We start from the raw sequence: 3,092 nt of genomic DNA on the forward strand, positions 1-3,092 counted from the left end.
ATGAAAAGCAGGCGCAAACCTGGTGGCGTCGCTTGCTGAGTGATTTCCCGGATACAGACATGCGGCAAAGAGCTGTTGCTGCTTTGGAAAAACTGGAGACATCGGCCCAGCCATCTTCCGCTAAGCAGCCTTCCCGTAAAGACCCTCGGGTCACCAAGGCACAAAGTCGAAAAAAACCTTCCCAGCAATCCACCACAGTAAAAGTCGAGGCCAGGTTCAATAACTCAGCTCCTGTCGTCGGACTGGCGAGGGTCATTGATCTGCGCCACTGGTCTTCACCGACTTATACTCGGGTGGTTCTCGACCTTGATCGCGAGATTCAATTCAGTAAAGGTATCCTCAAGGATAAAGGAAACCAAAAGAAGACTAAGTCGATTTATCTTAATCTGGCTGACTCGATGATTCCTGAAGTGTCCCGTGAAGTTCCAATCAATGATGGCATCCTGCAAAGTGTCAAGGTCGCTCAGTTTAACGCGAATACCGTCCGTGCGGTTATTCACGTGGCCGAAATCGATCACTATAAAATCTTTGCCTTGAATAACCCTCCACGCATCGTCATCGATGTAATAGGCGGAGAGTATTTTAATGCCAGGCAAAAAAGAGGTCAGTCACCGGCGGCAACATTTACGGCCGCTGCCAACAACAACCTAAGTCTGGCCCAGCAGCTTGGACTTGGAGTCGGAACCATTGTTCTGGATGCTGGGCATGGCGGAAGGGATCCGGGAGCGATTTCGTCCTGTGGTCTGAAGGAGAAGGATATCGTTCTGGATATCACTAAACGGGTTCGGGACGAGCTGCAGAAGCGCTTGCAATGTCACGTGTATCTGACCCGGGAAAATGACGTCTATCTTCCCTTGGAAGAGCGTACGGTGATCGCTAATACTCGTAAAGCAGATCTCTTCATTTCAATTCACGCGAATGCCTCACGTAACCGCAGCGCACATGGCGTGGAAACCTATTTCCTCAATCTCTCAACCGATAATGAGGCTATGGAACTGGCCGCTTTGGAAAATGCAACCTCGACCAAAAATGTCGGCCATCTGCAGTCGATTCTTAATGATCTGATGCAGAATTCCAAGATTAAGGAGTCCAGTCGTCTGGCCGGTTGCATTCAGGCGTCCTTGGTCGGCAATTTGAGTCGCTCCTATCAACCGATTAACAACTTAGGGGTTAAACAGGCTCCCTTCTATGTTCTGATCGGAGCCCAGATGCCGAGTGTTCTCGTAGAGGTATCATTTATCTCCAATGCAATGGAGGCCCAGCGCTTACAAAGTTCAACCTATCGACAGAGAATAGCCGAGGGGTTGGTCGATGGCGTGGAGAAATATATAAACGAGATTAAGGTCGCGGGTCATAGGATCGTTAATTGAAGTTTGCGAAGCTGGTGAAACGCAAATGGAATCATGACCCATTATTTTGAAGCGGTATGATTTTCAGCTGATATTGCCACCGTGGAGGGGCAACATAGACTTGAAAATGGCAGGACGTCAATTTATAAAAATATTTTCTGATCATCCTCTGACGAGCGCGGTTACCTTGTTACTTGTCGGCATTGCCTTGGGTGCTCTGATGTTTTTTCGAGTCAGCTCGGCGATGCTATCCACCGAAATAGCTGAACCCAGACCTCAGCATCGCAGCGAAGATAATTCTGTGGCTGCGGTCATCAATGCCGAGGCTGCGGCCGCAGTTGTCGCAGTTCCTACCCTGACGGTGCATTGCGAAGAGCGCAAAAGCCTGGTCGGTCGTGGAGATACCATGACCTCGTTACTCAGTGAATTTTTTACGCCGGTAGATATCTTTGCCCTGGCAAAAGCATGTGAGCCGGTGTTTCAGGCCTCGAATTTGCGTGTAGGACAACCTTATAGCTTGTCTTTTGAAGACGGTCAGTGCAAGGGTTTTATCTATGAAATTGACAGCGAGAAACAGCTGCAGGTATGTTGTCGGGGTGGTGAATTTATTGCTGAAATAAAAGATATTTCATATCAATCTCAGCTGGTTGCCATTCAAGGAAGCATTGAGAGCTCTCTTTTTGCCTCGATTGCGGAATTAGGAGAAGACCCTGTGTTGGCTTGTCGGCTGAGCGATATTTTTGCCTGGGATATCGATTTTGTCCGTGACCTGCGTCAGGGGGATTCTTTTCGTCTGCTTTGCGAGAAACGTTATCGGGATGGTGCATTTGCCGGTTATGGACGTATTTGGGCGGCGGAGTTTATCAATCAAGATAAAATTCATCGTGCGGCCTATTTTGATGATGGAGAGGCGGCGGCATATTATGACCTTGAAGGGCGTAGTTTGAAGAAAGCTTTTCTTAAGTCTCCGCTATCTTATACTCGTATATCCTCGGGATACAGTGATCGTCGTCTTCATCCGGTTTTGAAGGTGTGGCGACCGCATCGGGCGATTGATTACGCCGCACCCACCGGGACCCCGGTAAAAGCCGTTGCCGCCGGGGTCGTGACGCAAAGAAGTTATGATAAGAGTAACGGCAATAAAATTCGTTTGCGACATGCTAACCATTATGAGACGACTTATATTCATCTGAGCCGCTTTGGCTCAGGGATCAAGGTCGGAAAAAGGGTTGAGCAGGGACAGCTTATCGGTTATGTTGGAGCTACCGGGATAGCTACGGGTCCCCATCTCGATTTTCGGGTTTTTAAAAATGGTACGCCGATTAATCCTTTACATATCGAACGTGCGCCTTCAGCCCCACTGGCTAACGACCACCTGGCTGATTTCAGAGAAAAATGGCAAGCCTATTTTAGCCTCCTTGAGGGCAGCAATCTCGTGCAAGAGGCTAAGTCGGATGAGCTTTGATTGATTAATGACTTTCAGGTCGCTGGTGAAAGTGTTTATTATACTATACCCCGATAAAAATCAGCATTTTTCAGGGTCTAGGAAGCGACCAGAATGAAATTTTCGTGCCGTGTGCCTCAAGATTTCAACCTGAAGCTGTGGGGGCCGTCACCATGGTTGCGGCTAGTTATGACAACCGAAATTTGACCAGTTGTGATTATCGAAATTGATCACCCTGATTGCAAGATAAAGTTAAGCACTGATGTTCATGGTTAAATTTTAAGTTTGCTTATTGGTAA

Annotated in this window: 2 protein-coding genes; both read left to right on the top strand. The window is 48.0% G+C overall.

Features of this window, described 5'->3' with window-relative positions; all coding sequences use genetic code 11:
• Window positions 1-59: 59 nt before the first annotated feature.
• On the top strand, window positions 60-1,370 hold the full coding sequence (locus ENN66_04055) for an N-acetylmuramoyl-L-alanine amidase (protein HDS15781.1): 1,311 nt from the start codon (window positions 60-62) through the stop codon (window positions 1,368-1,370).
• Between the two features lie 106 nt (window positions 1,371-1,476).
• A complete protein-coding gene (locus ENN66_04060; GenBank protein HDS15782.1) occupies window positions 1,477-2,814 on the top strand; it encodes a peptidase M23 in 1,338 nt (445 codons plus the stop codon).
• Window positions 2,815-3,092 lie beyond the last annotated feature (278 nt).

The sequence above is a fragment of the Pseudomonadota bacterium genome, from assembly GCA_011049115.1.
Taxonomy (GTDB): Bacteria; Desulfobacterota; Anaeroferrophillalia; order Anaeroferrophillales; family Tharpellaceae; genus DSCM01.

Excerpts from the sequence above, each read along its gene's own strand:
- ENN66_04055 (HDS15781.1), top strand. The coding sequence starts at position 60 with ATGCGGCAAAGAGCTGTTGCTGCTTTGGAAAAACTGGAGACATCGGCC.
- ENN66_04060 (HDS15782.1), top strand. The coding sequence starts at position 1,477 with ATGGCAGGACGTCAATTTATAAAAATATTTTCTGATCATCCTCTGACG.